The sequence below is a fragment of the Bradyrhizobium sp. 141 genome (assembly GCF_023074055.1).
Lineage (GTDB): Bacteria > Pseudomonadota > Alphaproteobacteria > Rhizobiales > Xanthobacteraceae > Bradyrhizobium.
This window is the reverse complement of record NZ_JADPKR010000026.1, coordinates 25,390-51,731: the sequence shown is the minus strand read 5'-3', so window position 1 is coordinate 51,731 and position 26,342 is coordinate 25,390. Positions and strand designations below refer to the sequence as shown.

Annotated in this window: 30 protein-coding genes and 2 tRNA genes; 14 read left to right on the top strand and 18 right to left on the bottom strand. The window is 65.3% G+C overall.

Annotation, left to right across the window (positions count from 1 at the left end; all coding sequences use genetic code 11):
- Positions 1 to 16 precede the first annotated feature (16 nt).
- Positions 17 to 102 (bottom strand) — tRNA-Tyr (locus tag IVA81_RS08735).
- A gap of 206 nt (positions 103 to 308) precedes the next feature.
- On the opposite strand from IVA81_RS08735, the gene rlmB reads away from it, so the two are divergent.
- Positions 309 to 1,139, top strand: coding sequence for a 23S rRNA (guanosine(2251)-2'-O)-methyltransferase RlmB (gene rlmB, locus IVA81_RS08730; RefSeq protein WP_247314715.1), 831 nt, complete (start codon positions 309 to 311; stop codon positions 1,137 to 1,139).
- A gap of 78 nt (positions 1,140 to 1,217) precedes the next feature.
- Here the strand turns inward: rlmB and IVA81_RS08725 are convergent, their stop codons facing one another.
- Together IVA81_RS08725 and IVA81_RS08720 are read right to left on the bottom strand one after the other, a co-directional pair.
- Positions 1,218 to 1,703 (bottom strand): hypothetical protein, encoded by a 486-nt coding sequence (locus tag IVA81_RS08725; RefSeq protein ID WP_247314713.1) that lies wholly within the window; start codon positions 1,701 to 1,703, stop codon positions 1,218 to 1,220.
- Positions 1,704 to 1,746: 43 nt separating this feature from the next.
- Complete coding sequence (locus IVA81_RS08720; protein WP_247314711.1) at positions 1,747 to 2,229, bottom strand: hypothetical protein; 483 nt, start codon at positions 2,227 to 2,229, stop codon at positions 1,747 to 1,749.
- A gap of 282 nt (positions 2,230 to 2,511) precedes the next feature.
- On the opposite strand from IVA81_RS08720, the gene IVA81_RS08715 reads away from it, so the two are divergent.
- Positions 2,512 to 2,988 carry a hypothetical protein gene (locus IVA81_RS08715; protein WP_247314709.1) on the top strand — a complete coding sequence of 159 codons (477 nt, stop codon included), beginning with the start codon at positions 2,512 to 2,514 and terminating at the stop codon, positions 2,986 to 2,988.
- A gap of 163 nt (positions 2,989 to 3,151) precedes the next feature.
- Positions 3,152 to 3,226: transfer RNA gene (locus IVA81_RS08710), tRNA-Thr, on the top strand.
- Positions 3,227 to 3,239: 13 nt separating this feature from the next.
- Here IVA81_RS08710 and IVA81_RS08705 read toward each other — a convergent pair.
- The 3 genes from IVA81_RS08705 to IVA81_RS08695 all read right to left on the bottom strand — a co-directional run bounded on the left by IVA81_RS08705 (position 3,240) and on the right by IVA81_RS08695 (position 6,521).
- Entirely contained in the window at positions 3,240 to 3,656 is a 417-nt protein-coding gene (locus IVA81_RS08705) for a GFA family protein (RefSeq protein ID WP_247314707.1), read from the bottom strand.
- A gap of 219 nt (positions 3,657 to 3,875) precedes the next feature.
- Positions 3,876 to 5,708 carry a PQQ-binding-like beta-propeller repeat protein gene (locus IVA81_RS08700; RefSeq protein WP_247314705.1) on the bottom strand — a complete coding sequence of 611 codons (1,833 nt, stop codon included), beginning with the start codon at positions 5,706 to 5,708 and terminating at the stop codon, positions 3,876 to 3,878.
- Positions 5,709 to 5,807: 99 nt separating this feature from the next.
- A complete protein-coding gene (locus IVA81_RS08695) occupies positions 5,808 to 6,521 on the bottom strand; it encodes a class I SAM-dependent methyltransferase (protein ID WP_247314702.1) in 714 nt (237 codons plus the stop codon).
- Between the two features lie 220 nt (positions 6,522 to 6,741).
- On the opposite strand from IVA81_RS08695, the gene IVA81_RS08690 reads away from it, so the two are divergent.
- The 3 genes from IVA81_RS08690 (at position 6,742) to IVA81_RS08680 (ending at position 8,162) form a co-directional block, all read left to right on the top strand.
- Positions 6,742 to 6,945, top strand: coding sequence for a hypothetical protein (locus tag IVA81_RS08690; protein WP_247314701.1), 204 nt, complete (start codon positions 6,742 to 6,744; stop codon positions 6,943 to 6,945).
- Between the two features lie 42 nt (positions 6,946 to 6,987).
- Positions 6,988 to 7,590: a hypothetical protein gene (locus IVA81_RS40635; protein WP_346659378.1), complete on the top strand. Its 603-nt coding sequence runs from the start codon at positions 6,988 to 6,990 to the stop codon at positions 7,588 to 7,590.
- A gap of 317 nt (positions 7,591 to 7,907) precedes the next feature.
- Positions 7,908 to 8,162: a hypothetical protein gene (locus tag IVA81_RS08680; protein WP_247314699.1), complete on the top strand. Its 255-nt coding sequence runs from the start codon at positions 7,908 to 7,910 to the stop codon at positions 8,160 to 8,162.
- 27 nt (positions 8,163 to 8,189) lie between these two features.
- Here IVA81_RS08680 and IVA81_RS40630 read toward each other — a convergent pair whose 3' ends face one another.
- From IVA81_RS40630 to IVA81_RS08660, 4 genes are all read right to left on the bottom strand, one after another.
- Entirely contained in the window at positions 8,190 to 8,432 is a 243-nt protein-coding gene (locus tag IVA81_RS40630; RefSeq protein ID WP_346659377.1) for a hypothetical protein, read from the bottom strand.
- Between the two features lie 259 nt (positions 8,433 to 8,691).
- Positions 8,692 to 9,399 (bottom strand): outer membrane protein, encoded by a 708-nt coding sequence (locus IVA81_RS08670; protein ID WP_247314695.1) that lies wholly within the window; start codon positions 9,397 to 9,399, stop codon positions 8,692 to 8,694.
- Between the two features lie 285 nt (positions 9,400 to 9,684).
- On the bottom strand, positions 9,685 to 10,119 hold the full coding sequence (locus IVA81_RS08665) for a hypothetical protein (protein ID WP_247314693.1): 435 nt from the start codon (positions 10,117 to 10,119) through the stop codon (positions 9,685 to 9,687).
- A gap of 203 nt (positions 10,120 to 10,322) precedes the next feature.
- Positions 10,323 to 10,712, bottom strand: a complete 390-nt coding sequence (locus IVA81_RS08660) for a hypothetical protein (RefSeq protein ID WP_247314691.1) — start codon at positions 10,710 to 10,712, stop codon at positions 10,323 to 10,325.
- Positions 10,713 to 10,962: 250 nt separating this feature from the next.
- Between IVA81_RS08660 and IVA81_RS08655 the strand changes: the two genes are divergently transcribed.
- Positions 10,963 to 11,505 (top strand): tetratricopeptide repeat protein, encoded by a 543-nt coding sequence (locus IVA81_RS08655; protein WP_247314689.1) that lies wholly within the window; start codon positions 10,963 to 10,965, stop codon positions 11,503 to 11,505.
- 106 nt (positions 11,506 to 11,611) lie between these two features.
- Positions 11,612 to 13,000: a serine hydrolase domain-containing protein gene (locus tag IVA81_RS08650; RefSeq protein WP_247314687.1), complete on the top strand. Its 1,389-nt coding sequence runs from the start codon at positions 11,612 to 11,614 to the stop codon at positions 12,998 to 13,000.
- Here the strand turns inward: IVA81_RS08650 and IVA81_RS08645 are convergent.
- Positions 12,987 to 14,555 carry a peptidase S10 gene (locus tag IVA81_RS08645; protein WP_247314685.1) on the bottom strand — a complete coding sequence of 523 codons (1,569 nt, stop codon included), beginning with the start codon at positions 14,553 to 14,555 and terminating at the stop codon, positions 12,987 to 12,989. The two genes, IVA81_RS08650 and IVA81_RS08645, sit on opposite strands and share 14 nt — an antisense overlap.
- Before the next feature lie 248 nt (positions 14,556 to 14,803).
- Here IVA81_RS08645 and IVA81_RS08640 point away from each other — a divergent pair, with 248 nt between their 5' ends.
- The 3 genes from IVA81_RS08640 to IVA81_RS08630 all read left to right on the top strand — a co-directional run bounded on the left by IVA81_RS08640 (position 14,804) and on the right by IVA81_RS08630 (position 16,835).
- A complete protein-coding gene (locus tag IVA81_RS08640; RefSeq protein ID WP_247314683.1) occupies positions 14,804 to 15,583 on the top strand; it encodes an NAD kinase in 780 nt (259 codons plus the stop codon).
- 99 nt (positions 15,584 to 15,682) lie between these two features.
- Positions 15,683 to 16,228, top strand: a complete 546-nt coding sequence (locus IVA81_RS08635) for a response regulator (RefSeq protein ID WP_247314681.1) — start codon at positions 15,683 to 15,685, stop codon at positions 16,226 to 16,228.
- 28 nt (positions 16,229 to 16,256) lie between these two features.
- Positions 16,257 to 16,835: an Hpt domain-containing protein gene (locus tag IVA81_RS08630; RefSeq protein WP_247314679.1), complete on the top strand. Its 579-nt coding sequence runs from the start codon at positions 16,257 to 16,259 to the stop codon at positions 16,833 to 16,835.
- A gap of 244 nt (positions 16,836 to 17,079) precedes the next feature.
- Here the strand turns inward: IVA81_RS08630 and IVA81_RS08625 are convergent, their stop codons facing one another.
- From IVA81_RS08625 to folE, 4 genes are all read right to left on the bottom strand, one after another.
- Positions 17,080 to 18,255 carry a DUF2336 domain-containing protein gene (locus IVA81_RS08625; RefSeq protein WP_247314677.1) on the bottom strand — a complete coding sequence of 392 codons (1,176 nt, stop codon included), beginning with the start codon at positions 18,253 to 18,255 and terminating at the stop codon, positions 17,080 to 17,082.
- A gap of 292 nt (positions 18,256 to 18,547) precedes the next feature.
- On the bottom strand, positions 18,548 to 19,603 hold the full coding sequence (locus IVA81_RS08620) for a lytic transglycosylase domain-containing protein (RefSeq protein WP_247315448.1): 1,056 nt from the start codon (positions 19,601 to 19,603) through the stop codon (positions 18,548 to 18,550).
- A 215-nt stretch (positions 19,604 to 19,818) separates the two neighbouring features.
- On the bottom strand, positions 19,819 to 20,241 hold the full coding sequence (gene hisI / locus IVA81_RS08615) for a phosphoribosyl-AMP cyclohydrolase (protein ID WP_247314675.1): 423 nt from the start codon (positions 20,239 to 20,241) through the stop codon (positions 19,819 to 19,821).
- Between the two features lie 84 nt (positions 20,242 to 20,325).
- On the bottom strand, positions 20,326 to 21,015 hold the full coding sequence (gene folE / locus IVA81_RS08610) for a GTP cyclohydrolase I FolE (protein WP_247314673.1): 690 nt from the start codon (positions 21,013 to 21,015) through the stop codon (positions 20,326 to 20,328).
- A 243-nt stretch (positions 21,016 to 21,258) separates the two neighbouring features.
- On the opposite strand from folE, the gene IVA81_RS08605 reads away from it, so the two are divergent.
- Positions 21,259 to 21,714, top strand: a complete 456-nt coding sequence (locus IVA81_RS08605) for an iron-sulfur cluster assembly scaffold protein (protein ID WP_247314671.1) — start codon at positions 21,259 to 21,261, stop codon at positions 21,712 to 21,714.
- A 120-nt stretch (positions 21,715 to 21,834) separates the two neighbouring features.
- Here the strand turns inward: IVA81_RS08605 and IVA81_RS08600 are convergent, their stop codons facing one another.
- Positions 21,835 to 22,728, bottom strand: a complete 894-nt coding sequence (locus IVA81_RS08600; protein WP_247314670.1) for a hypothetical protein — start codon at positions 22,726 to 22,728, stop codon at positions 21,835 to 21,837.
- 249 nt (positions 22,729 to 22,977) lie between these two features.
- Here IVA81_RS08600 and yidD point away from each other — a divergent pair, with 249 nt between their 5' ends.
- A complete protein-coding gene (gene yidD / locus IVA81_RS08595) occupies positions 22,978 to 23,316 on the top strand; it encodes a membrane protein insertion efficiency factor YidD (RefSeq protein WP_256469319.1) in 339 nt (112 codons plus the stop codon).
- A gap of 93 nt (positions 23,317 to 23,409) precedes the next feature.
- Positions 23,410 to 23,619: a hypothetical protein gene (locus IVA81_RS08590; RefSeq protein WP_247314667.1), complete on the top strand. Its 210-nt coding sequence runs from the start codon at positions 23,410 to 23,412 to the stop codon at positions 23,617 to 23,619.
- On the opposite strand, the gene IVA81_RS08585 is transcribed toward IVA81_RS08590, so the two are convergent.
- Complete coding sequence (locus tag IVA81_RS08585; protein ID WP_247314665.1) at positions 23,620 to 24,834, bottom strand: hypothetical protein; 1,215 nt, start codon at positions 24,832 to 24,834, stop codon at positions 23,620 to 23,622. It lies immediately after the preceding gene.
- Between the two features lie 2 nt (positions 24,835 to 24,836).
- On the bottom strand, positions 24,837 to 26,204 hold the full coding sequence (locus IVA81_RS08580; protein WP_247314663.1) for an APC family permease: 1,368 nt from the start codon (positions 26,202 to 26,204) through the stop codon (positions 24,837 to 24,839).
- Between the last annotated feature and the right edge of the window lie 138 nt (positions 26,205 to 26,342).

Sequence of the window (26,342 nt, the reverse complement as noted above, 5' to 3'; positions counted from 1 at the left end):
CGAAGCGAGCGAAGGCTGGTGGGGGAGGCAGGACTCGAACCTGCGAAGCCATGAGGCGGCTGATTTACAGTCAGCTCCCTTTGCCACTCGGGACACTCCCCCGCTCGACGGCAGCACAATCGGGCCGGACCTTGCCGGCGACCGAAGACGGCCATGGAACGTGAAGGCCGCGACAGCCCGGATGGGGGCGCGACCGGGCGCGTTTATGGGCGAAGCGGTGGGGCAAAGTCAACCGAGGCGAACAGCTAAAATCGCCTCGGAAGCCACCCAAATTGCCATATTCCGGGACCCGTGACACAAGCGAGCCCATGAAGGATCGAAAATTCACCCCCAGGGGTCCCCGCGGCGGGGCTAAGCCCTTCAACAGGCCCGGGAAATCGGCCGGCCGGCCGGCCTGGCGCGACCGTGATTCGGACCCCGACGGACCGGTCATCCTCTATGGCTGGCACACCGTCACCATGGCGCTGGCCAATCCGGAGCGACGGATCCGCAAGCTGACGCTGACCGAGAACGCCGCAAATCGGCTTGCGGACGAAAATATCGAAACCCGCGTCACCCCCGAGATCGTCCGGCCCCAGGAGATCGACCGCCTGCTGTCGCCCGATGCCGTGCACCAGGGCCTGCTCGCCGAGGCCGATGCCCTGCCCTCGCCTGATATTGAGACCTTGTCCCAGGAAGGCATGGTGCTGGTGCTCGACCAGATCACCGATCCCCACAATGTCGGCGCCATCCTGCGCTCGGCGGCCGCCTTCGCGGTCAAGGCGATCGTCACCACCGCGCGCCATAGTCCGGAAGCGACCGGCGTGCTCGCAAAGGCTGCCTCCGGCGCGCTGGAGCTGGTGCCGATGGTGACCGTGCAAAACCTCGCTCGCGCGCTGACCACGCTGAACGACCTCGGCTTCCAGACCGTCGGCCTCGACAGCGAAGGCAGCGAGGACCTCTCGGACGTCGCACTGCGCGAGCCGCTCGCGCTCGTGCTCGGCGCCGAAGGCAAGGGCCTGAGGCAATTGACCCGCGACACCTGCAGCGTCGTGGCGCGGCTCGACATGCCCGGCGAAATCAAGAGCCTCAACGTGTCGAACGCCGCCGTGCTCTCGCTCTATGTCGGCGCGAGCCGGCTGGGGCTGATGAAGCGATAGCGGCTTCGCGTCACATCAAAAACAAAACGCCCGTCCGCATCGCGCGGACGGGCGTCCCGTAACTCAACCGATCAGAGATCAGTAATAGCGGCGCAGCACGCGGTGGCCACCGTAGTACGGCATCGGCGCGTGGCGGTGGGCGTAGCCGTAGCGCGGACCATGGCCGTAGTTCACGCGCGGCAGATAGCCGTAGCGCGGGCCGTAGCCGTAGCGGTACGGACGGTAGTGCGGGCGGTGATAGGGAGCCACGGCGGCGCGATAGCCATAACCGTAATTGGCGGGCGCGACGACCGCGTCTTCACGATAGGTCGGATACGGTGCGAAGGCGCCCGGGCCGGTGTAGGTCGGGCCCTGGTTGACGTAATAATACTGCGTGGTCGGCTCGGCGAGACGCTCATAGGCGCCATAGCCGGCACCATAACCGTAGCCGCCGCAACCGGTGTTGCAGCCGGAATAGACCGGCGCAACCGGCTGGCATGGGTTGAAGCCGCAGGCCGCGGCCGGCGCGGTCGCGGCGAACATCACGGCAGCCGCCGCGACCAGTCCCGAAATCATCTGACGCATTACTCTCTCCTGTTGAATTCCGTTTGTTGGATTTTGACGTTTCTTAACCCGGCGGCCTGCCGGGTATCTCTGTGTGCGGCCGCGGTCGCAGTGGCCGCGGACGATTGTTGATCTCAGGGGCGAAGATCACCGGCGGCGGATCGACTGGCACATCCATCTGCGGCGGCAGCGGCGCCGATTGCGCGCCCCAGCTCTGGTGATAGCTCTCGGCCGGCTTCGGCAATTTGCGGTTCGCGGGCGGCTCGACCTCGAGCCGGCCGTAGCCGGGCCGGAGGCCCAGCGTCGGATAATAATGGCCGACGTCTTCGGGCTGCCGCTCGGCGACATAGCGCCCGCCATAGATCGTGGGCTGCACTTGCTGGTTCTTGCCCAAGCCCCAGACACCCTCGACGACGGCATAGGACGCGTCGATGTTGTTGATGATGATCGGCACGCCGGGACGGCCGGGAACGACGACATCGAAGCCGCCGGCAAATGCCGTCGCAGGCAGTCCGATCAGAAAGGCGGCGAGCGCCACAGCACGCATGAGGGGACCCCGGTTATCCGGCGGCAACCTAACCGATCGCCGCACACAGAGGGTTAAGGCCCGCTCACCAACTTCCGGTAAGCCTAATGTGTAGGGATTGCGCGCCGCTCAAATGCTGCAAAGCGAGCTAGCAAAGCGTTAACGGCGCATTGCGCCGCCGGAGGAACCGCGCCGCGCGCTCACATCCGTTTGACCATTCGCTGGCGAAAATCCAACGGTTTCACCGGAACGTCGGGCGCCTTCGGCATTTAGCCCCCGTCAACAAAATGGGAGCCAACAACCATGAACATCAAGCTTCTCGGAGCCACGGCGATTGCGGCGACCATGCTGGCTGGCTCTGCCATGGCGCAGGCGGTCGTCACCAATCCCGGCCGCTGCTCCGCGCAATTCCCCAACGCCAACTGCCAGAACCTCGGCCCAGGAAACCCATACACCGATAGCGGCTATCGCCATCGCCGCGCGTCCTATCGCCAGACCAATGGCGATTGGAATAACGACTGGAACAGGAGCCGCACCGGCTTCTGGCCGACCGACGTCGCGGCCGGCGTAGCCGGCGCCGCTATCGGCACCGCCGGCGCGATTGCCTCCGCGCCGTTCCGCGCCTGGGACAATTCCTACGCCTACGACAATTCATGGGACAACCGCGGTTGGGACAATCGCGGCTGGGACACCCGCAGTTACGCTGAGCGTAACGGGTTCGTCTGTACGCCCGGCACCTGGTTCAAGGGCGCAGACGGCCGCCGGCACATCTGCCAGTAAGGTGCATCATCAACCCGTGACACGTCAGGCGGCCTTAGGGCCGCCTGATTCATGTCTTGCGGCGGGAAGCCCGGGTTCTGGCACTTTCCGATCAAGTCTGGTATTGCGGCGCGCACGGGCAGACAGCCCCGGCACTGCCGGGCCCTGCCCGTCTCTAGGCGTCGCCGGCTTAGCTCAGCGGTAGAGCAGCGGTTTTGTAAACCGAAGGTCGGGGGTTCAATCCCCTCAGCCGGCACCAGCTTCTGACGCGCTCAGCTCGAATTCTTCTTCGGCGCGCTGCTTTGCTGGAAGTGCTCGGCGCCTGATATCTCCACCCAGTCATGCTTCGACTGTTCGAACACCGATCTGATCGGCGCCGGAAAGTCCGGAGTCGCGATCGCGCCAACGGCAACGCCGATCATCGCAGGCAGATTGTCCGCCTGCCAATAGACCGTCGAGCCGCAGTCGGGACAAAAATAGCTGCGGACCTTGCCGCCGCTCGCGGCTGTTCGAACGTACTGCTTCGGCGTCCCTGAGATCGTAACGGCCTCAACCGGATAGAAGGCACCGACGCCGAACGGCGCGCCGGTTCGTCGCTGACAGTCGAGGCAATGACAGGCGACGACGAGCCGCGATGGTCCCGGAAGCGACAGCGCAAGAGCACCGCAACTGCATCTGGCATCGATCATCGAACTTGCTCTCCCCTCGTTGGCGAATGCGAAGTGAGAAGGCGGCCCGTGCCCCGGACGCAGTGCAGCGCCCCTTCGGCAATGCGCTGCAGAGCCGGGGCCCATCGCGCCGCATTCTTCCGTACCGCCTTCTGGGTCCCGGCTCAGCGCAGCAACGTATAGGGTCGAAGACGCGCGTGAACGCGCTTATGAGCGTTGCAGCGCGTCCGGGACACGGCCTCACTCCGTTCCCACTTCGAACGCCAGCAGCACGTTGCCGGCGACGCCGCTCCATTGGCCGTAGCCGGCATTGGTGTAGAGCATGCCGCCGGCGATAACCGGGCCGGGACCATCGATCGCGCCGCCATGGCCGGGGATGCCGTTCACGGCCTTGAAATCCCGCGCGGTGTCGAACTCCCACAAGAGCTTTCCGTCCGTGGCGTAGGCGCGCAGGAAGCCGCTGACGCTGCCGGTGAACACGACGCCCGGGATCAGGCTCACCGCCGCCGAGAGCGCGGGGCTGCATTGAGGACGATCGCCGCAGGCGACCGGCGGCACTTCCATCGCAATCTTCCCGCTGGCGAGATCGAGGCCGAACAGTCCGCCACCTTGTGTGGAATCGAGTTGCCGCGTGCCGTCGCGCGTAAAGCGCACGTCGGAGTTGGCGACATAGATGCGCTCCGCGTCGGCGGCCGAGCCCCACTCGCTGCCGCCGAGCGGACCGCCCTTCCCGATCCGCGTCTGCCACAGGATCTTGCCGCCATCGTCGGGATCGAATGCGTGCACGACGCCGGATTTCTGCGCGATGGCGAGCACGCGCCTGCCGTCATGCAGGGATACGAGGATCGGCGACTGGCCGAAATCGTGATCGGGCCCGTGGTCATCAGGACAATTGGTCTTGTCTGCAGTGAAGCAGGCAACGACAAAGGCGTCCTTGGGCGTGGCCTGCTGCTTCCAGAGCAGCTTTCCGGTCGCAAGCTCGAAAGCGAGGATCGCATCGGCCGTCGCGGCCGGCGGGTTCGAGTAGGAATTGCTCGTCGCCACATAGACGGCATTGCGCTTCGCATCGATCGTCGGCGCCGACCAGATCGCGGCGCCGGACGGACCGAAGAGCTGCGTGCCCATGGCATTCTTGCCGGTCGGATGCGGCACTTCCGGAATCGTATACGCCTGCCAGATCGTCTTGCCAGTGGCGGCGTCCAGCGCCACCACGCTGCCGCGGAAGGTGCAGCATTCGTAAGAGGCTTGCGAGCCGGCGGCCTCCTCGATCGAGGATACTGGCACGTAGAGTACGCCGGAATGCAGCGTCGGCGCGCCGGTGATGCGCGCGGCCGCATGCTCCTCCACCTTCGTCTTCCAGATCAGCGCGCCGGTCAGCGCGTTCACGGCATAGGCGTTGGCGCGCAAATCTCCGAAGAAGATTGCGAACTGATCGGAGCCCGGAAGCTGTGCAAAGCTGATCGCGGCGCGCACCGCCGCATCAAGCGCCAACGTCCACAGCGTGCAGCCGCTTCGCGCGTCGAGCGCGCGCACCTTGCGGTCGGTGCCGCCGACGAACAACATGCCGCCGACGATGGTCGGCGGCGCAAAGGATACCGAGGCGCCGGGAAAGGCATAGGCCCATTTCAGCCGCAGGCGCGGCACCTGTTCCGAGGTCAGCCCCGCCATGTCGGCTGGCTGGAAGCGGCTGTTGCCGGCATCAACGCCCCATCCGTTCCAGCGCGGACCGTCGAGGGCTTGCGGAAAGCTGCTCACCTGCTGCGCGCAGCGGCCGTCCGCGTCGGCTGCAATTCCGCCCGTCGCTATCCTGCCGGTGACGAAGGAAGCTATCGCGCGGCGTTCCGCGTCGCTGCGGTCTTTCGCCATGGCCGCCATGCTGCCCGAGGTCAGCGCTGTCAGCACGTGATCGAACGACATCGCCTGCATGGCGCCGCGGCCCGGTACACGGCTCTGGGCATCGCCATCGTGGCACTGGGCGCAATGCGTGGTGTAGAGCGCGGCGCCGTCCTGCTGGGCCAGTGCCGGCGCGCTGCACCAGGCCAACATCGCGGCGAAGACAGCACGTGCTCGCATGGTGGGCTCCGGCAGGTCACCGCGATACGGGATCACGACACAACCCAAAGTCTATCGCCGGGGCGATCGCGGACGCAATAGACCTTGCGCCCGCTTCTGTCACACGTCGGTGGCTGTGCGGGCGCGATCCGGCAATTCGTCCAGCCGCCACAGCCCGAGGCTCTTGTCGCGCCAGCCGCCGTCGCCCTCCTCGCAGCGCTCGTCGATCAACCCGCGCGGCGCCGGCCAATTGAACGGCGCCTTCGTCATGTTGAGCGCGCGCCAGTCGCCATCCTCGCAATCGCGGTTGTCCTCCCACTGCGGAAACGTCGTGACGAGCAGGAATTGCGCGCCGCTCTCGCGAAAGCGCGCGGTGACGCGGGCGATGTTCTGAAAACTCAGATGCACCAGGCAGTCCCGGCACAGGATCAGATCGGCACGCGGCAGTGCATCGCGCGTGATATCGGCAACCAGGAATCGGCCGGCCAATTCGCCGCCCGCCACACGCCGGTTGTTGGCCTCGATCAGCGACGGCACGATGTCGATGCCGATGTAGTCGAGATCGAGCTTGATGCGTCCGATCCAGCCCGCATCGCCGCAGGGCGCATCGAGCAGCGAGCGCGCGCCGAGCCGTTGCAGCAACGCCGGAAGCGCCTCCCGGATCGCGGCCGTGGCAGTCTCCTCCGAGCCGAGGCCCGACACCGAGCTGGCAGCGCCCCAAAGGTTCGTCCGCTCGATCCGCTCGAACCGCGCAGCGAGATCGAGGCCCGCGAAATTGTCGCGGTCGGCGAGGAAACGTTCGTGAGCGAGCACGGGTGGACGGTTGGTGATCATCGGGCGGGACGCGAGTCGAATTCCGGCGCGGGCGCACTATACAGGATCGCCGCCGGTGCGGTTACGGCCGTCGTGACGACGGCCGTGCTGTTTGCCATCGCAATGGTATTTCTGCTGGCGCCATAGACGGCATCGGCGGCCCGAATATAGGGCCGGATCGGAACCAAAGGCGTACCTCAGCCGTTCTCGACCCATGCGCATCAGGGAAGAAAACCGAAACATGTTTCTGCTGGCGGCGGTCACGCTGTGCTGTGGCGCCGTGGCCGGCACGTTGACGCTGTTCGACCCCGTGCTTGAACCTGTTCTTGGGCCGGCGCCGGAGAAGCCGGCTGCCGAGAGGGTGGCGATCGACGCTACCGCTCAGACACCGGTTCGGGTGGTCGGCGCGCCGTTCGAGCTCAACGTCAACCCGCGCCAGCGATAGCGCTCACCTCGGCGAGGTCTCCGTGCCCTCCTCGGGCCGGCCATGGGCACGCGCCAATTCCTCCACGAACGCGATCACCTCCGCCCGCTTGTCGGGCGGCAGCGACAGGAACGCGCGGATAAGCCTCAAGCCCTCCGCTTCGTCCACCCGTTCGTCTTCGGCATCCATTCGTCCAATGTCGGGCGATCGGGAAAAATATGCAATCCCTTTCAAACGACCTTGATTCGGCGCAGCCGCTTTGCTGGAATGGGGCACCGGCTGAGGTGGACCATGAATTGGATCAGGGAGCGCGACGCACTGATCGCGCAGACAATGGCTTTCGTCCAATCGGTGACCGGCAAGAAGGATGACGTCCTTCTGCCGGGCGCGACGTCGGATTCTCCGGCGGCAACCGTCGAGGTCGTCGCGATCGAGGCCGCCATGGTCGAGATCAAGCCGCCCCAGCCCCCTCCGCAGCCTCAGCCCATCCAGCTTTCGCCGCCGCGGGCGAGCAGTGATGTCCGCACCGAGATCCAGGCCCGCATCGCCAATTTCCGCAAGCATCAGGAGCGGTTCGAGCGCGAGCGCGAGGAATATTGTGCCGAAACCCTGACCAAATTGCGCGCCGCCATCCACGACGCCTCCGGCCCACTGGCCAAAAAATAGCGCCGCCCTCCCGGCAGAGGGCCTACAGCCAGGACCTATAACCAGGACCACACCAGCCAAAGATTGGCCGCGCAGGCGCCGAATAGCGCCAGCGTCAGCGGCAGGAGCATGTGCCCGCAGGAGGTCTTCAGGTCGCTCGTCATGGCGGAAAACATCCGCTGATTCCGCCAAACGAGTCCCAGGGATTCTTTTTTTCGCGATTCAGGACTCGTTAAGGACTCAGGGCCCGGCAGCCCCGATCACGGCCCCGTGATCGCCCTCCGTCTGGAACCCGTCGGCAGATGAGGTCGTTAACGCGCATTCCGGGAGCGGGAAGAATGCCCTACGCCTTGTTTTGCAACGACGCCCAGATCAGCAAGGCCTATCCGAGCGAATCCGACGTCTGGAAGCTCGCGCACCGGAGCGGCCTGGTCGTAGATGTCAGCGCCGACGAGGACCGTCCAGGGCCGCGCCGGGTGCTCGACAATGAGTACGAGATCAAGCCCTGCCGGGTCGCCCAGGGCGAGGACCCCGCCAAGAACAAGGCCGAGGCCGAGCGCCAGTCCAGGATGGAGCTTGAGCTGAATTCGTGAGGTTCTGCGGCGGAAGCCGCAACATGATCAGGGCGTTGCGGCTGCCAGCGAAGCCTGCTCACCGGCCAGCGCCACACAGGCCTTGCGGCGATGCAGCCCGCGGATGGCACCGGTGACCTTCAGCACCTTGCCAGACGGACAGGACGCATCCTTGACGAAAGCCACCTCGTAAGGTGCCAACATCAGAGGCTCGGATTTGAGGATTGTCTGTGCAGAGCACGGCAGGCAGACCAAGCACGAGAGCGCCACCGCCGACACCAAGATACGCATGTCCGTCGTCCCACCAGCCCGGTAATTCTCATATAACGCGTTCCGGAGCGCGAGTTCCGTAAGCGGCAAAAATTATTTTTGCTTTACCCGGATCCCATGACGGGCGTGAGAAGGCGCGCGCCGGAATGTTTGCCTGCAAATGACGCGCCAGATGGTTCACACATTGCAAATAATACAGGGCTGGCAAAGGCGGGGCCGGCCGACAAACGAAAGGCCGGCAAAGCCGGCCTTTGTCAGAGCGTGATTTCGCGGGTGACGGTCAGTAGCGCGAGGCAGCCGGACCGCCCCAGCCGAAACGGTAGTTCACACCGGCCTTGACGGTATGCTCGTCCTCCCGGCCACGAACGCCGACGATGTCGGCCGGACCGGAGGTGAAGGTGGTGCTGCCGAAATTATAATACTGGTACTCGGCCTTGGCCGACCAGTTCGGCGCGAACATGTATTCGAGGCCGGCGCCGACGGTGTAGCCGTCCTTGCTGTTGCCGGTGGCGGTGAAGGTCTGCGGCACGCCGGCGATGTTCACGCCAAGGCCGTTATTGCGCCAGGCATAACCACCCTTGGCGTAGAGCAATGTCGGACCCCAAGTGTAGCCGATGCGGCCGGTCACCGACCCCAGCTGGTCGGTGTTGGAGGTCACCTGAGTGCCCAGCGGGAACGTGGCACCGTTGTTGTTGGTCGGCAGCCAGGAATACTGGGCCTCGATACCCACCACCCAGTTGGGCGCGAACTGGTAGTCGAAGCCACCCTGCACGCCGCCCAGGAAGCGGGCGTCGCTGGACTGGAAGCTGCTGTCGCCGGCAAACGCGCCGCCGACATGGCCGCCGATGTAGAAACCGGTCCAATTGTAAATCACCTGCGGCGGCGTATAGGCCGGCGCCTTGGTATAAGGCCGCGGCTGCATGTCGGCTGCGGCGGCCGATCCGGCCAGCGCAAGCAGAGCGACTGCGCCCAGCAAAATCGATTTCATGATCATCCCCGTTCTTTCATTTACGACACTCAGGAAACAACGTGGCGTGAATTGGGTTGCTTCGCGGCGATGCCGGAACGTTGATCGTTCGCGACTGTGACGGGGTGGCAACAACGCGATTTTGTTCCGTCACATCGTCCTGCGCCGACTGTTTGTCGCCTGCGCAAGTCCTGCCGTAACGATTTGTCGCAAGCCGAAATCACCCCGTTCAAAGCTCGCCGAAATGTGATCCAGCGGCTCCGGCAATCGTCGTTCTAACAGCAGGCGATGAAGGCGGGCTTTGCGCTACCGCGCCATCTTTTCGAGTTCCGGAAAGGGAGCGTAAACCGCGCCGGCACAGAGCTCGCTGGTCCGGTCGACGACGCGGTCCGCTCGCCCATTGACGAAGATCACGGCGCGTTCCCGCATAGCCTTGTAGCTGCCGTCGCTCTCGCGCGGGGTGAAATGCAGACAGCTCACATAGAATTGCCGGCCGCCGACCTCGCGCTGGACCGGCTCGGCCATGCTGGCTTCGCGCACGCCGACGGGATTGTTCAGATAGGTGCGCATCAGAGCCAGCGTGTCGCTGCGGAAATTGTCGGGGAACGGCTGCGGCCCTCCGGCCTGTGGCCCACCGATCAGGGACGGACGATCGCCGTCGCTCCCGAAACATGCCGCCAGCACCAGCGGCAATACCAGGGCCGATGCCAAGCTCGCCGCAGGTTTCGCCAATCGCCTCACAGGTCCCGCTCTCCACCTCGAACAGACTCAGGGGACGTTCTAGCCCCAAGGTCGCGCAAAGGGAATTCAGTCCTGCTCGCGGGCTAGCCGACGACACGCCGCACCGCCGCCGGCGCCTGCGCTTTCGCACAGGCGCCGGGACGGGCCGGAAGTCCGGACGCGGCGGCGGGCAACGCACGGGTGCCGCCGCGCCGGATCAGTCCTCAGCTGCGCTTGTCGGTGCCCATCGGCTTGGTCACGTCAGGCTGCGCCTTCAGCTTCTTCGCCGACAGATGCTTGTGGTGATGGCGATGCGTGCGCACCGTCTTGTGCTCGTCGGCCGTGACCGCCGCGTTCGCGTTCATCGCCTTCGACTTGGCATCGGACTTGGCATCCACCTTGGCATCCGCCTTGACGTCGGCGGGCTTGGCGTCGGCCTTGGCTTCGGGCTTGACGCCGGCGTCCGGTTTGGCGGCGGTGGTCGAGGCCTTGGTCTGGCTCTGGTCCGCCTTGATCACGGGGGCGGTCGTGGCGGTCTTGCCGGCCTCGGCGGCGAAGGCCGGGGCTGCGATCACGGAAGCTGCGAGCAAGGCTGCGGAAATGGTCTTCAGCATGGTGGTCTCCTCTTGGAAGGATCTCCAGGCGGCGCCCTCTCGCCCACCCTTCGATCGTGGGTCGGAGCCTAGGGGCGAGGCGCTGAACCCGGTCTGAAGCTCGCTGCAGGCTTCCGTTCATCTCGATGACAAGTTTGTCATCTGCGACTGAGCGAACAGATCGTGCGAAGCGGGAATGTTTTAGCCAGACGGGTGTTCCGGTCTTTGGGCAATCGTGTAGGATCGCCACGTTCCATACGGGAGAATTTAGATGCGCAAACTCTCAATGCTTGTCGTGCCGGGACTGGTCGCCATGTCGCTGGCGGCCGCACCGGTGCTGTCCAGCGCCTATGCCGCCGGCAGTGACGAGCCCTCGTCGCCGCCGAAGTCGGACTCCTCGACCAAGAAGGGCAAGAAGAAGAGCTCGTCCGTCAGCGATCCCAAATTCCTCGCCGCCTATCGCACCGCCTACACTGCGATCTACGACAACCACGACTACACCGGCGCGATCGATCAGTTGAAGTCGCTCAAGCGCGACGACGTCGCCGACGTCGCCAATCTGATCGGCTACTCCTATCGCAAGCTCGGCGACTATCAGTCGTCGAAGGTCTATTACGAGCTGGCGCTGAAGGACGATCCGAACCACGTCCGCACCTGGCAGTATTACGGCCTCTGGCAGCTCGAGCAGGGCAACCGCGAACAGGCGCAGTATCATCTGAACAAGATCGCCTCGCTCGCCGGCACCGACAGCTCCGAGTATCGCTCGCTTGCCACAGCGCTCGACAAGCCGACCGGCGCGACGCTCGTCTACTGAAGATCGCATTCTTCCCACCCAAGCGAACGGGCACAACCCCAGGGTTGTGCCCGTTCCGCTTTCTCGGCTAGCCTCGCGCAACCTTCCCCTCGCAAATTGGTGCGCAATGGACCCGTGGCTGCGATCCGCGATCGACTACATCGGCTCCTGGATCGAATTCCAGCTGACGACAATCCAACAGCCAGGCGTCATCCTCGCATTCGCCCATCGCGGCGAAATCGTCGCCGAGCGTGCGTTCGGCCTCGCCAATCTCGACACCGGCGAGAAGCTCACCCCGCGCCACCGCTTCCGGATCGCCTCCCATTCCAAGAGCTTCACTTCGGCCGGCATCATGAAGCTGCGCGAGCAGCGCAAGATCCGGCTCGACGACACGATCGGCCAATATGTCGCCGGCCTGCATCCGCGCGTCGCCGAAACGACGATTGCGCAGGTGCTGTCGCACAGCGCGGGGCTGACGCGCGACGGCGCCGATTCCGGCCAGTTCATCGACCGCCGTTCCTATCTCGACACGAAAGAGTTGCTCGCGGAATTGAAGCTGCCGACCGCGATCGACGCCGGCACCCGCTTCAAATATTCCAATCACGGCTTTGGCCTGATCGGTCTCGTCATCGAGGCCGTGACGAAGCAGCCCTACTCCGTCTGGATCAAGCGCGAGATCATCGAGCCCGCGGGCCTGCGCGAGACCGAGCCGGACGCGCCCGTTCCCAAGGGCGCGCCGTTCGCGCGCGGCCACACGCGAAAGGTGCCGTTCGGCGAGCGCTGCGTGATCCCCGGTGACAATCAAGCGCACGCGATGGCGTCGGCCGCAGGCTTCGTTGCGACCGCCGGCGACACCGCGCGCTTCTTCGCGCAGCTCGCGCCCAATGCCAAAAGGAGCGTGCTGTCGGTCGCAAGCCGCCGCGAGATGACGCGCCACCATTGGCGCATCCCGCAGAGCTTCGAGGCCCACTACGGCTTAGGTGTTAACGCCGGCAAGACCGACGGCTGGGACTGGTTCGGCCATAGCGGCGGCTTTCAGGGCTACATCTCCCGGACCTGCTCCATCCCCGCTTGCGAGCTCACGATCAGCATCCTGAGCAACTCCATCGACGGCGCGGCACCGTTCTGGATGGACGGCGCGATGCAGATCCTGCGCGTGTTCCAGACGCGCGGCGCGCCGGACCGGCGCGTGCGCGACTGGACCGGCCGCTGGTGGACCATCTGGGGCGCGACCGATCTCGTGCCCGCGGGCAACCGTGTGCTGGTCGCCAATCCGCAATTCGTCAATCCGTTCATGGATGCCGCCGAGATCGAGGTCACCGGCCGCGACACCGGCAAGCTCGCCTGGGCTGCCGGCTATTCCAGCCATGGCGAGCCGGTGCGACGGGTCCGCGATGCGCGCGGGAGGATCAGCGACATCTGGATTGCGGGTGCCAATGTGAAGCCGGAAAAAGTCGTGGCGCGCGAGATCGCACGCCGGTATTCACCGCGCAAGCGGCGGCCTACTCCCGAATGAGCGCCTGGACCTCGCTGCGAAACGCCTGCCGCGAGCCGCCCTGCGAATAGAACATGTGGCCGCCGGGATAGACGACGAACTTCACGCGCTGCGTCGCGAAGGCCGGCATCTGATCGAGCACCCGCTTCGATCCGAAATAGGGCGTGGCAAGGTCGAACAGGCCGTGCGCGACCAGCACGTTCAGCTTCGCATCGGTGGCGAGGATCTGGCGCAGCTCGGACACCGATTGCGGCGGGTTGATGCCGCGGCCGAAATCCCAGTGACCTTCCACAGTGCCGTTCAGGACTTCATAGGAGCCGTCGGGCCGCCAGTTGAGCTTGCGGGAGAGCACGTCGACCGCAGCGCTCGTCAGCGGCGCCTGGAGCGCATCGCCCGAGGGATCGCCGAAACGCGAGTTGCTCGAATCCGGATAGGGATCGAAGCCGCGCACGGAGGCGTCGTAGCGCCCCGTCACCTTGCCGTTCTTGCGGTCGAACTCGCGGCGGAATTCACCGACGTCGAAGCGACCGGCGAGGCGGCGGCTCACCGCCTGATCGATGCCCGTGAGCTCGGCGACCTTGTCGGCAAGACGATTGGTTGCCTCCTTGTCCGCCCCGCCCTTGACGAGGTCGGCCAGGAATTCGCCGCGCGCGTAAGCCTCGACATCGGCGAGATCGGCGCGCTTGACCGGTCCTTTGACTTCGCGCGCCACCGCCACATAGCTCGGCAGCGTCGCAACATATTGCAGGAGGCTGGTGCCGGTGAACTCGCGGAAATCGAGCAGCGGCGACACCAGGATCAAGCCCCTGACGCCGACGCCGTGCTGGAGCTGCAGCTGGCGCACCACCTTCGGCCCGCGAATGCCGCCATAGCTCTCGCCGGCGACGAATTTCGGCGAGGTCAGTCGGTCGTGCTTCTCGAGCCAGCGGCGGATCACGAGCGCGATCGCGTTGACGTCGCCGTCGACGGAGTAGAACGACTTGCGCGCGTCCTCCCCGCTCGCAACGAAGCGACTGTAGCCGGTGCTGACGGGATCGATGAAGACGAGATCGGTGAAGTCGAGCCAGGTCTCGGCGTTCGGCTTCACCTCGGGCGAGGCCGACGGCGACAGCGCATCGCCATCGAGCGGCAGCCGCCACGGACCGGCCGCGCCGAACTGGAGCCACGCCGAGGACGCGCCGGGGCCGCCATTGAACAGGAACGTGACGGGGCGCGTGGCACGGTCGGCCCCGTCGAGCTGGTAGGACGTATAGGCGATGTCGGCCAGCGGCTCGCCCTTGCCATCGAACACGCGGATGGAGCCGGCGGTCGCGGCGAAGTTGAGCGTGCGGCCGGGCAGATCCAGCGTCTGCTTCGTGGTGGAATCCGGCGGGAGACGGTGCGGCTCGGCCGACGACGGGGAAGCCTGCGTCGCGCCTTGTGCGCTGCCGGCGCGACCGCCCTTCTGCCCCGCCGCCGCTGCCGCCTCGGAGCGCGGCTGCGGCGGATCGTCCGCGCGCGCGACGCTTGCGAGCGCGACCGCGGACACGGCCAGCACCAGCCCAGTTTGTCGCAGCGTCGACCAGATCGTGAGCATGATCGTTCTCCCTGCCCGGCTGCAACAGCCGGGGCGCCCCGAAGCTAGCGGGGAATTGCGACGGTTTGCGGGATCACCGGTCCGTTGACGCGTGCGGCGCCCGGGCTAGCCCTGATCAACCCGTTTTGTTCTCGGGATCGACAATCGGCCGTTTGCCTTGAGCGCCGGTCATCCTCGACAATGGAGGCCCACCTCGTATAGACGAGCCCGGCGGAACTTCCTCCAGCCAGCGGCCTGCCCGACAAGCCATGACCAAGCCCCAGCGATACGACCGCATCGCCTTTGTCGCCAGCCCGAGCAGCGAGGCGCAGGCCGCCTTCAGCCAGCTCACCAGGGACTATGGCAATTGCGCCCCGAAGGAAGCCGATGTCGTCGTCGCGCTCGGCGGCGACGGGCTGATGCTGCAGACGCTGCACCAGAACATGCACACGGGAAAGCCGATCTACGGCATGCACCGCGGCACCGTCGGCTTCCTGATGAACGAGTATTCGCCGCACGATCTGCGCGCGCGGCTCGAGACGGCGCATGAATCCGAGATCAATCCGCTCCTGATGCGCGCGACCGACGTCAACGACCGTGTTCACCTGCACCACGCCATCAACGAGGTGTATCTGTTCCGGCAGACCTCCCAGGCGGCGCGCCTGCGGATCCTGATCGACGAGCGCGAGCGCATGCCCGAGCTGATCGCCGACGGGATCATCGTGGCGACGCCGGCCGGCTCGACCGCCTACAATCTGTCGGCGCAGGGACCGATCCTGCCGATCAACGCCGCCCTTCTGGCGCTCACCCCGATCAGCGCTTTCCGGCCGCGGCGCTGGCGCGGCGCCCTGCTGCCCAACACCGCCTATGTCGTGATCGAGGTGCTGGAGGACGACAAGCGTCCGGTCGCGGCCGTCGCCGACCATGAGGAGGTACGCAGGGTCCGGCGCGTCGAGGTCCTGTCCGACAAGAGCATCTCGATGCGGATGCTGTTCGACCCGGGCCACAGCCTGGAAGAGCGCATCCTGCGCGAGCAGTTCGGCTACTAAAACCGTCGCCCTGCCCGCCGCCGGCACTGCGTCCGCAACCCTTCGTTAACCGCCCCCACGATATGGTTAACGAAGGTTGACCGTTTTGGCCCGGGCGTCATGTTCCGTATCGACTTCAACAAGCTGCGCTTCCTCGTCTGCGACGACAATCCGCACATGCGCCGCATCCTGCGGACGCTGCTGCATTCCTTTGGCGCGCGCGAAGTCTACGAGGCCGAGGACGGCGCCACCGCGCTCGAGATGTACAGCCATTACGTACCCGACATCGTCATCACCGACTGGGCCATGCCGATCTTCGACGGGCTCGAGCTCGCGCAGATGATCCGGCAGCCGGACTCCAAGGGCAACCCCTACGCGCCGATCATCATGCTGACCGGTCATTCCGAGAAGCGCCGCGTCACCGTCGCGCGCGATGCCGGCGTCACCGAATTCCTGGCCAAGCCGATCTCGGCCAAGGGGCTCTATCAGCGCATCCTCAACGTGGTCGCCAATCCCCGCCCCTTCATCAAGACCAAGACCTATTTCGGGCCGGACCGGCGCCGCAACACCAATTCCGCCTATATGGGTCCCGAGCGCCGCGTCGGCGAAAAGCACGAGGTGCTGCAGCAGCCCTCGCTGCTCGACAAAGCCCGTTCCTCCATCTAGCGCAACGTCTTCAGACGAGGCAGGCATCATGGCGAAGAACAGCGCAAAGGACATCGAGGTCAAGGCCTTCGCCACGCATCAAATCATCACGCAGCCCAACCCGCTGCGCAAGGTTCTGCGCCGCGTCGAGGAGAAGGACCTGGACGATCCGGTCGGCCGCGCCGAGCAGGCGCTCGCGGGCCTCGCCGGCGAGTTCAAGGACTGGATGACAAGTGAGGTCAACCGGCTGTCGGCCGCCTATGTCGCCATCCGCAACGACGGCTTCACCAAGGAAAGGCGCGACGAGCTGTTTCACGCCGCCCACGACATCAAGGGCGACGCCGCAACCTTCGGCTATCCGGCCGCGGCGGGGGTAGCCGAGAGCCTGTGCCGCGTCATCGAGCACGCGCCCGATCTCGAAAAGGTGCCGAGCGAGCTGTTCACGCACCATATCAACGCGATCCTCGCCATCGTGCACGAGAACACCAGGCTCGACCGCATCAGCGTCTCCGCCGAGCTCAGCCGCCGCCTGCGCAAGGTCGCCGACGACTATCTCGCCCATGTCAACCGCGACCGCCCCGAGCATCTCGAGGTGATCCTGGCGCCGAGCATCGTGCCGGTGGAGTAAGGCCAGCTCTCTCCCCGTCATTGCGAGGAGCTCTTGCGACGAAGCAATCCAGAGTCTTTCCGCGGAAAGACTCTGGATTGCTTCGCTACGCTCGCAATGACGGTGGTTGGGATGTCGAGCGCGCCCTGTCGACACGATGAGAATCGTAGGGTGGGCAAAGCGAAGCGTGCCCACCGATCTACGTGAACTGTGCAGAGAGATGGTGGGCACGGCGCGATGCGCCTTTGCCCACCCTACAATCTCGTTACGCCGCGATCAGATCGTCGTACACCGGATCGATCGCCTCGTCCGTGACGATCTCGTCGCAGAACAGCCTTGCCTCCTCCCGCGCCGACTCCGTGGCGAAGCGGCGCAGCAGGACCATCAGCGGCTCGGCGGCACCGCGGTCGGTCTCGCAATGGGTGAGCACGCGCTCGACCATGCGCCGGCGCAGCCGCGCCGCGCCGTCGTCACTGTCGACAAAGCCCTGCTCGTGGCAGGCATCGAGCGCGACCTGGAACGCCGCGAACGTCGCCTCGGGCAGCCCGGCGCGGCGGAGCAGCGCGTGCAGGCTGTTGCCGCCGCGGTCGTGCAGCAGCGCGGTGACGCGCGCCAGCGGCAGATCGGCGAGCTCGGCCAGCGCGGCGTCGAACAGGTCGAGATTGCTGGACAGCAGCGCGCGCAGGATCAGGCCGGCTGTGAGCTGGCCCGTGACGCGCAAATGATGCACCAGACCATGCATGTCCTCGCCGCGCGAGCGCGCCGCGATGTTGATGGTGGAGCGGTCGCGCGCCTCGATCGTGATGCGATCGGCACGATCGGCGCTCAGCCAGTTCCGCGCCACGACGAATTGCGCCAGCGTCTCGGAGAGTTTCGCCACCAGCGCGGCCCGGGTTGCGGACGGCAGATCATCCAGCACCAGCATCGCCTCGCGGATCGCGGCGAGATGGCCGTGGCGCTCGACGATGCGATCCCAGGAGAACGGCGCAAGCTCGGCGTGGGGATTTTCGATCAGCTCCAGCGCGGCAGCCGCGCAGCCGACTTCGGCAATGGCGGCGCAGACCGAGACCGGCAGCGCGATGCGGCGGGCGACCGCGCATTGCACCTCGTCATTGCCGGTCGCAACGATGTCGACGAGATCGGCGTCGATCAGCAGCGGGGAATGTTCGAGCACGGGCAGCGCGACGGTCGGCTGATCCGCCGACAGCGCCCGCACGATCGACGCCGGCGCATCCGTGCTGCGCGCAAAAGCCTCGGCCATCGCCTGCCGCACCAGCGGCGAGGGATCGTCGAGCAGCATCAAAAGCGCGCCTTCGGCGGCGATGCGGTCGTCTGTCGAAAGGTCTGAAATCAGCCAGGCTCGGGCCAACGCCCGTGTTGCCTCGGCCCGCTCGCCGGCCGGCGCCGTCCTGATCCAATTGATGAACTGCCGAACAATCATGCTGCTTCCGGCTTACACACAACAAACGAAAATGGTGACGGCTCGTCACCTGCAACACAAAATAAACCACGACGCTTAACAAAGCGTTCACCATAACTGGCTGGTTTAATTGACGTTTTGTTAAGGGAACAAAGTGCTTGCCGCATGTGCCCCCGGACGCAGCGCAACGCCTCTTAGCGGTGCGCTGCAGAGCCGGGGCCCAGAATTTCCGAGAGCGGTGCCTGCGGCATGGGTCCCGGCTCTGCGCGGCAACGCTACGCGTTGCAGCGCGTCCGGGACACGAGAGTGCAGATTAGCTCGAGAACGTGCCGCTGCGATCGCTGAAGAGATCGAGTGGCTGCGGCGGCCGCACATCCGGCGTCGCCGCCACGACAGAGGTCGCGGGTGCGACCGAGGTCGCTGACGAGACCGAGGTGAGCGAGGCATTGTTGCCCCATAATTTCTGCACCGTGGTCGAGACCGGCTGCGTGGCATCACCGGGCTGATAGATCGAGCGGAATGCCGGCGCGGTCGGCGCATTGTCCGCGAGCGTCGTTGGCGCCGATGCACTGACGGGCGTCACCGCGCGTGTGTTCGGGAAGGTCTGGAGATAGGCGGCGTTGTCGATGACGTGCGCGGTGGGTTGCACGCCGCTTGCGCTCGCGACCTCGGTGGTCGACGGCGTGCCGCCATACATCGCCATCGCGCTGCGGGTCGTTTTCGAATTGGCCGCGCTGGCATAGCGCGCGTCCAGCACCGAATAGACTTCGGAGACGCTGCGCGCGCGGCCGTCCCTGGCGTAGAAGATCGAACGATTGGCGGACGCCGCGTTCGGAAACAGCCGCGCACCGACCGCTTGCGGATTGTCCTCGGCATTGGCGATCAGTTTTGCGGCTCCGCCGACGCCCATGAAATGCGCCATGTAGAGTTCGCTGTCGCTCGGCCTGCGGCCGAGCAGACCGGTGAGCTTGAAGCTGTTCGATTGCGTCAGTGCGCCCGCCATGCTGGACGCCGCCTCCGGATCGTCGCGCAGCTTCATGATCGACCGCTTCATGAAGGGATCGTCGACGGTGTAGGTGCCTGACGACGTCCTGGTGATGGCGTCGGAATAGTTGCCGTACCCGAGCTGGGTGCCGGCCTCCTTCACAGTGCCGAGCCAGGTCTGGTCGATGAACTGGTAGAGCCCGTGCGCGGACGACGTCGTGGCCCCGGCCGTCGGATCGAAATCCGATTCCATCTTGGCGGTCGTCAGCATGTACTGGAAGCTGACGCCGGTGACGTTCGAGGCCTGCTTGATCGCACCGGCGACGCGCGCCCGCGACGGGTCGAGACCGGCCGTCTGCGTGGCACTAAAATTGTCGACCGACATGATGAGGTGCCCGCCCCGCGCGGCGTTGGATGGCGCCGGCAATTCGGCGCCCGTCGTCTCACCGTGGGACAAGTATGGTTAATGCGGGGTTAACTCGGGCCCTCGCTGTCATTCCGGGGCGCACCGTAGGGCGAGCCCGGAATCCATTGAGCGACGCACGATGCCTTGCGATGGATTCCGGGCTCGCGCTGCGCGCGCCCCGGAATGGCAGCTTGCTATTTCTTGTAAACCGCGTCCGGATCAAACAACCGCTCGGCATCGTTCAACACCAGCTTGGCTCCCCCACCCTCGGCCTCGACCTTCCGGTAGAAGCAGGACCGCCGCCCGGTATGGCAGGCCGCGCCGACCTGCTCGACGCGGATCCAGACCGCGTCCTGGTCGCAATCGGTGCGCATCTCGACCACGCGCTGGGTTTGACCTGAGGTCTCACCTTTTCGCCACAAGGCGTTGCGCGAGCGGCTGAAGTACCAGGCCTCACCGGTCGCGATCGTCTTGCGCAGTGCCTCCTCGTTCATGTGCGCGACCATGAGCACATCGCCGGTGGCAATGTCGGTCGCGACGCAGGTCACGAGCCCTGCCGCGTCGAACCGCGGCTGGAAGGACAAGCCTTCCTCGATCTCATGGGAATGAGCGGACACAGCAACCCTCGCTAGAGAATGACCCGGAAAAGTGCGCAGCGGTTTTCCGACAAGGTCGTGCTCAAACAATAAACCGTCGCGAGGTCAGCGCGTGCCTCGCACCAGGGACAGGAAACGGGCCTGTTCCGCCGGATTGTCGCGGAACATGCCGGTGAAGCGGCTGGTGAAGGTAGAGGCGCCATGCTTGGCGACGCCGCGCACCGACATGCAGGTATGCTCGGCCTCGATCAGCACCGCAACGCCGCGCGGCTTGAGGACCTCGTCGATCGCAGCCGCGATCTGCGCCGTCAGATGCTCCTGGGTCTGGAGCCGGCGGGCGAAGATGTCGGTGAGACGGGCCAGCTTGGACAGGCCGACGACGCGTTCCACCGGCGTATAGGCGATGTGAGCCTTGCCGTAGAACGGCATCATGTGATGCTCGCACTGCGAGGTGAACTCGATGTCGCGTACCAGCACAAAATCGTCATAGCCCGCGGTCTCGCCAAAGGTGCGGTCGAGCACCTCGGCCGGGCACTGATGATAGCCCTGATAGAGCTCGTCGAAGGCCTCGACCACGCGGCGCGGCGTGTCGAGCAGGCCCTCGCGCTCGGTGTTCTCGCCGATATAGGCGAGCAGCGTCTTGACCGCCGCTTCCGCCTCGGCACGCGCCGGGCGTGGCTGGTCGGCACGGACGGCGGCCGCGAGGAATTCGGCAGGATCAAGCTCGGCCGGGCGGCTCTCGGGCTGCCGGTCAGAGGGCTTGCCCGGGCGGATGGATTTAATTGTAGCGTCCATGTCGACTCCGTTCGACGGCCTCGCGGCCGGAGTGTCACCGGCAGACGGGGCGGCCAAGCCGCCGGACGCCTGAAGAGAACAGTTTTGGCGCAAAGGGTCCGCAGGGCTGCAATGCCGGCCGCACAGTTGGAAATCGCCGCCGGCGCGCCGCTGGACTGTTTTTCCGCCAGTTCCGACCTTATATAGGACCGTGGACGCCGCCCGCCAAGGCCGATCGGGTGCGGAAGTGCTGGACTCCATCACATGCTGAACGACATCTACAACAAACGGATCATCGAGCTGGCCGGGAATATTCCGCGCCTCGGGCGGCTATCGGACCCCGACGCCTCCGCCACCGCCCACTCCAAGCTGTGCGGCTCGACCGTCAAGATCGATCTCAAGATGACCGGAGACACCGTCACCGACTTCGCTCATGACGTGAAGGCTTGCGCCCTGGGCCAAGCCTCCTCATCCATCATGGCAAGTCGGATCATCGGCTCGACTGCGAGCGAACTCCGTGAGTTACGCGAAACTGTTCGCAAGATGCTGAAGGAGAACGGTGCGCCTCCTGAAGGCAAATGGGAGGAGATCAAGTTCCTCGAGCCGGTCCGCGATTACAAGGCGCGCCATGCCTCGACGCTTCTGACCTTCGATGCCGTGGTTGACGCCATCGGCCAGATCGAAGCCAAAGCCAAGCAGCCGGCTGTGGCGCAGGGCTGACCTCTCCCGTCATTCCGGGCCGATGCGCAATCGAACCTGGAATCGCGGTCGAGATTCTCAGGTGCGCAATTGCGCACCATAGTTCGCGCTACCCGCGCCTGACTGCCAAGATTGAAGAGCTTACTTCGGCGTTGCCGCAGCTGGCGCGGCCACACCGCCGGTCGGCACCATGGCTTCCGCCGTCTTGGTCGACTTGGCAGGCTGCTCCGGTTCCACGCCGAACCGGGCCTGCGTCTTCGGGGCAAGCTCCGCCATCGCCGGCGCGGAGATGTCCACGTGCGGCAGCACGTCGGCAACGAGATCTGTCGTCACGAGATTGGTGAGCTTGAGCTCGCCGGCGTCCAGCTCATGCAGATCTTCCCAGGGCGGAACGCTGAGCGCGAGCGACAGCAGGTCGCCCGCTCCGCCCATGTCGAACGTATATTTGGCAAGCCGGCCGATGTCGCGCTCCACGATCATCAGATCCTGCGCGCTATAGCTCGCCGCCTTGGCATCATCGGCGCGGTCGCCCATCCAGATCTGGTGGACGCGGACGTGGGCAGCGGCCGGCACGTAGCGCTTCTTGCCCGCCAGCAGCAGGAACGCGCACATGGATTCGCAGTAGGCCTCCGGCGCGACGGCTGGACGAGCCGACTGCCCGCCGCGGAGGCTTATGCCGACCGTGGTCAGCAGTCCGAGATTGCGGAAGCGTCGGCCAAGCGTGATCGCGTCATTGACGGAACCGCCGCTGGAATCGAGCACCACGGTGGCACCGCCGAGCTGGCGTCCACGGGAAAACTCTTCGAAATCCTTCGGCGTATCGGCGGTGATGATGCCCACAGCGCTGACCCAGCCGCGGCAGTTCGGCTCGCAGGCGACCCAGTTGAACTTCATCGGCAGCTTGCGCTCTTCGAGAGCAGCACCGGCGCGGGCCGACGACCCGAGTGTCGCGACGGCGCCAGCCAGCACGACTCCACATACGGCGGTTCCCACCAACAACCAGCCGCGAAGATCAAGGGAGTTCAGAAGTCTCAATCTGGTTCCTTCCCCAAGCCCCAAAGGTCCCTAAACAATCCCCGGTAGCGTCCACTGAGTCCATCATACAGGCGTATGTTTTCTTCACATGGACGTCGCAAAAATGGTATCCGGGGGAATACAGATCGTCCACAGGTACTTGCTGCACTGCTCCCAAAAAGCATGCAAAATGTGGCGTGCAAACAACAGCTTACAGTTCCCTGCGCCGGAACCGCGCAACACCTCGCCTAACGTGGCAGCACAGCGCACATGAAGCATTCAGCCTGCGGGCATTGTTCCAGTCCGGTCGAAGGGGCGATTCGGCTCCCCCGCAGATTCGGCCGCGCGTTGATCTGGCTCTATCGGCATACGCTGTCGCCTCTGGTCGGCTACAATTGCCGGCATCTGCCGACCTGCTCCGTCTATGGCGACGAGGCGATCGAACGGTTCGGGCTCTGGGCGGGCGGCTGGATGACGCTCGCGCGGCTGCTCCGCTGCAATCCGTTTGGCACGTCGGGCATCGACAACGTGCCGCTCACCGCACCGCAGGGCGCGCGCTGGTATCTGCCATGGCGCTATGGCCGCTGGCGCGGCGTCAATGCATCGTGAGATTGCTGCGATGCCTTGCGCATCGATGGCCTGAGCGGAACCTTGGACTTCCTTCCCGCGTTGTTTTGATGCTCCCCCCGGGAGGAAACAACAATGCGCTGGAAAATCAGCCCTTATCTTCACTTCAGACTTGGGCCCACCCCCGGCTCCAGGCGGCATCACGACCCCAGAACCATGGATCTGCTCGCGATCGTCGCCTTGCTGGCGCTCGTGCTCGGCTCGGGCTGGTATCTGGCATCGAGCATTGCGACGCCGCCGAGCACGACGGCGTTCATCGTGCCGAGCCAGAGCGTGCATTGGTAATCAGCGGAGCCAGTAGAAGCGCCCGGGCGGTGGCGGGATCGGCTCGGGTGGACGCAGTCGCTTCGGACGCGGCGGCTTTGGCGCCGGCTCGGCCGACGAGGTCGCCTCCCCGCCCGGCGCCGTTTCGGTGCCCGGCACCCTCACCGCCAGCAGCAGATTCGACTCGTGCATCCGCCAGCGATAGCCGACGCCAAAATCGATCGGCTGGGCGCGTGTGAACAACTCGGCGTAGCGCGCCTGGTGGCGGCCGGGGAATTCGTCGATCGGCCCGAGATAGCGGCCGAACGGGAAGAACCGCCATTGCCGCGCGCTGTAGTTCGCAAGCGGAATGCCGGAATCGTCCTGGATCATGGTGGCACTGTTGGCAAGCAGCCAGTCCCGTACGACGGTGAAATTGCCGGAATGCAGCAGATAGGACGCGCTCTTGAGCAGGCTGTTGCCGGGCCCAAGCGTCTCGCAGAATTTCAGGAAACCGGTGGCGCGCGCGCCGGAATTGGAGAGATCGGTCGAGAAATAATACAGCGTGCGCGCCTCGCCGTCGGGGCCTGCAAAGATGATGCGGACGCCGCGCGTCGCGTTCCGTCCCGGATTGTCGTCGCCGACATGCACCCCGCCCTTGTCGTCGAGCGCGACCATCTCGACGTTGCGGATGGTCTTGCCGGAACGGGCGAGGAAGACATAGAGGATCGGCAAGGTGCCGTTGACCTGGTTGGCGTGCAGGTCGACCTTCATCTGTTTGGTGATGAAGAAGGAGAAGCTCAGGATCGAGCCGAGCGAACGCTCGACATTGTAGAGCGCGGCGCCGACCGAACCGCGCGGCAGTCGCGTCAAATCGGGCGCGGCGCCGACCGGCTCCAGCGCGCCAAGCACGTAGGTGCTGGCCTTGGAATAGAAAGCGTTGGCGTAGAGGAAATCGGGGCCGCTGAACAGGTAGAACATGGTCGGTCGGGGCGCGGCGAGATTGACGTCGGCCCAATTGCGGATCTTCGAGAGCTGGCGCTGTTCGAGCTGGGCGAAGGCGCCGTCGAAGAACTTTGCATGGCGCTGCCAGCCCGGATCCTTGGTGAGCGGCACCAGCGGCGAGTCCGCCGAGGGCTGCATGCCCGCAAGGAAGCGCGCGGTGTCATCGAAGGTCACGTCGGCGGCGTGTGCGGACGAGACGGCCGCAGCCAGCAGGGCAAGAGCTGCGGCCGCAATTCTGAGGGATCGAAGCATGTCTATTCGCGATTGTGTGAATTGCCAGCGGCGACCGGCCGCCTGCGGAAAACAGCATAAATCAACAGGCCCGAGAGCATGACGAGCATCCCCGAGAGCGACTGCACCGGCCGCTCGGTCAACAGGTAGTACATCATGAACGCGGTCACGAGCAGGAAAACGAGCGGCGTGAGCGGGTATCCCCAGGCGCGATAGGGCCTCGGCAAATCGGGATCGGTGATGCGCAGCTTGATGACGCCGGCCACCGTGAAGAACGAGCAAAACAAGAGCGCGAACTGGATAAAGTCGAGCACCGCCTCGAAGCTGCGCGTGAACAGCAGCAAATTGGCGACGACGAGCTGAAACAGGATGGCATAGGCCGGCGCGCCACTCGCCGATCGCTTCGAGAAGACGCGTAAGGCGGGAATGTCCTCCCCCATCGTCATCATCACGCGCGGGCCGATCCACATCATCGCAGAGATCGAGGAGATCAGGCCGACGCAAATCATCGCGCCGACGATCCGGCCGCCGAGGCTGCCGAAGATGGCGCTGCCGGCGACACTGGCGACGTCAAGCTGGCCGGCGAGCGCACCGACCGGCGTGGAGTAGAGAAACACCGCGTTCAGCGCGACATACAGCACGAGCACGATCAGCGTGCCCACCAGCAGTGCGCGCGGCAGGCTCCGCTGCGGCGTGTTCATCTCACCGATGATGTAGGTCGCGGCATTCCAGCCCGAGAACGAGTACATCACGAAGACGAGCCCGATCGCGAAGGGCGCGCTGACGATGTGGGCGAGATCGCCCGGCTGCGGCGTGAATGTGATCGGTTGCGGGGCAGCGATGACGAAGCCGGCGACCAGGAAGGCCACGATCAGCACGACCTTGATGATCGTCGAGATCAACTGGAAGGTCGAGGAGTGCCTGACGCCGGTCAGTTGCACGAGCGAGACCAGCCACACCACGGCGATGGCGAGCGGGATCGGCGGCAGATCGGGCACGACCGATTTGGCGTATTCGCCGAACGCCATCGCCGCGAGCGCGACCGGCGCCGCAAAACCCACCGTCGCCGAGACCCAGCCGGCGAGAAAGCCGAAGGCCGGGTGATAGGCGCGGCCGAGGAAATTGTACTCGCCGCTCGAGCGCGGAAACATCGCCCCGAGCTCGCTGTAGGCGAACACCCCGCACAGCGCGACGATGCCGCCGACGGTCCACAGCAGCAGGATCGAGAAGCCGGACGGGATATCCTTGACCTGGAAGCCGAGGCTGGTGAAGACACCGACCCCGATCATGTCGGCCACGACGATGGCGGTTGCGACAAGCGCCGAGACCCCGGTCCCGTTTCCGGTCAGCCGGCGAGTCCAGGGTGCGGTGCCCGCATCTGATGCCGTCATCGGGGTCCTTAACCTCAGGCGTCAATGCCTTGCGAGCGCATCGTGCAGTTTGGCTCAGTCAATTCAAGCAGGGTTAACAAGGGTTAAATGAGGCGGCAGAAACGGGTATTTGGGCACCGCATATTCCCGCTCCCAGGC